The organism is Paenibacillus lautus NBRC 15380 (assembly GCF_004000945.1).
GTDB classification, from domain to species: Bacteria; Bacillota; Bacilli; order Paenibacillales; family Paenibacillaceae; genus Paenibacillus_AQ; species Paenibacillus_AQ lautus.
In genome coordinates this window covers 1-1,892 of the sequence record NZ_BIMF01000049.1, presented here as the reverse complement: position 1 = coordinate 1,892, position 1,892 = coordinate 1, and the positions used below count along the sequence as shown (strand labels likewise).

Below are 1,892 nucleotides of genomic sequence, written 5' to 3'. Positions count from 1 at the left end.
AGGGACCATGTTCTTGTCCCTCGACATATATTGAATTCCCCTTCCTTCTGGATCGATTTCCTTAGACTTAAGAGCTACTCCCGTTCATTGGCTTGTGGTGAAACGGATTTGCGGCGCATATGTCTCATCCTTTTGAGTATGTTCTTGTCGTCTTACATCTTACTTGACGAGTGGCACTTTGTGAGCTTTAGGATACTCATGAAAAGTAATTGTCTCATTTTCTTCACGTTTTCTTAAAACATAAGTCTTTAATTCATCCATGACCTGTTTCCTGATTTCTATTGGTATATGTTGGACGTGTATTCTATCTTTCTGTTCGAAGAAAATAAAGTGTTAGACTGAGGTTGTCGATTTGACGCCGTTATAGAGTTGGAAAGTCGTCAGCATTTGAAAAATAAGTTCTAGACTAACACACAGTAACCCAAACAGCGGCAAGAAAAAAAATAAAGTCATAGACCGCCGCTGTTTTATTGAACTATCCCGCCCCTTTAGGTCGCTGGGTCAACCGCAAAACTAAGCTGGAACGTAGGTCAACCTGATCACCTGCTCGCCAATTCGATCGCTTGCCACGAGGCGCAGCGGCGGCCGCGGACCGGCGAAGAACGGCTTGCCGTGACCCAGCACGACTGGATGGAGATAGAGTCGATACTCATCAACGAGACCGAGCTCCGTTAGACTGTGCGCCAACTCTGGCCCGGCAACTTCAATTTCCCCTTCATGCTGAGCCTTCAGCCCACGTATGGCCGCTGAGAGGTCGCCCTCGATCAGAGAAGCGTTCGGACCGACGGACTTTAACGTCCTCGACACCACCCACTTCGGTTTACTTTGCCACGCAGCTGCGTATTCCCGTTCCGGCCCATCCCATTCAAAATGGTCTCCGTCCCAATACCGCATGGTCTCGTACATGCGGCGCCCGTACAGGCAACCTGTCAGACCGCGCACGTCTTCGATGAAATGACGGAATAGCACGGGGTCGGGCTGAAATGCCATATGGTCGACGAACCCGTCCAGAGACTGGTTCAACGCAAAAACAATCTTTGCCATGCGACTGACTCTCCTCTCTGGTTTTCTCGCACATTCATCATCAGGATTACACGTTCCATATGCAGCCTCCTCTAGGTCTACATTTTATCATCCAACAGCATGCCCGGTTTCTCATGGATTGCTAATTTGCACAACCCGACCGAATACAACTTTAGCTTGACGAAGCTTAGTCAGTCTACAACATTATTTTCATATACTAATTTCTATAATTGGCGGCTTGTCTTCCGATTTCCACACGTAGAGCCTCTCTTTGCAATAAAGTAATTCGAAAGTTACTCCTTTAGCCCAATCCACACGTATTCCACGTTTACTTAGTACCGCATATACAAAATAACCTGTTGATCGAAACCGCAAAAGGCATCGAATCAAACATTACGCTATCCTGCCCGATAGTGCAACGACGAAGGCAGCCGATCTTGTGGCCGGCTACCGCAGTGTTCATTATGCTATAGCTTCCCGTTAGTTGAACAAAAGCAACCGTCCACTTTGAACGGCTGCCTTCTAGTTTTTATTTAGCTATCGTCTTCCGTTAGTTCAATGAATGACTAACAGCATGAAAACCACTCACTTTGTATCCGTCAAAATTAGCTTTAAAAGTAAATTGAACTATATCCGAGTAAGAATTTGTCGTAACTCGTCCCTCTAGTATAAACTCACCTTGAGGATAAGAGTTCGATTTCCTCAAAGGTAAGATATGCTGTCTATCGATGAGAAAGTTACTACCACACTCTTTCCTAAGTACGTCCATGATCTTAGGACGAAGTTCAAAAATAAGGACTTCTTCCAAGCACTTACGTTGAATGTCGACATTATTCAAAATTGGTGACTCATCGCTGTATGCATCAACA

At 45.5% G+C, this 1,892-nt stretch carries 2 protein-coding genes; both read right to left on the bottom strand.

Annotated features, from left to right (window positions below):
- Positions 1 to 513: 513 nt before the first annotated feature.
- On the bottom strand, positions 514 to 1,044 hold the full coding sequence (locus tag PLA01S_RS31730; protein WP_127596743.1) for a dihydrofolate reductase family protein: 531 nt from the start codon (positions 1,042 to 1,044) through the stop codon (positions 514 to 516).
- 529 nt (positions 1,045 to 1,573) lie between these two features.
- Positions 1,574 to 1,892 (bottom strand): hypothetical protein (locus PLA01S_RS32320; RefSeq protein WP_218033674.1); only part of this gene is annotated, 319 nt, incomplete at its 5' end.

Excerpts from the sequence above, each read along its gene's own strand:
- PLA01S_RS31730 (WP_127596743.1), bottom strand. The coding sequence starts at position 1,044 with ATGGCAAAGATTGTTTTTGCGTTGAACCAGTCTCTGGACGGGTTCGTC.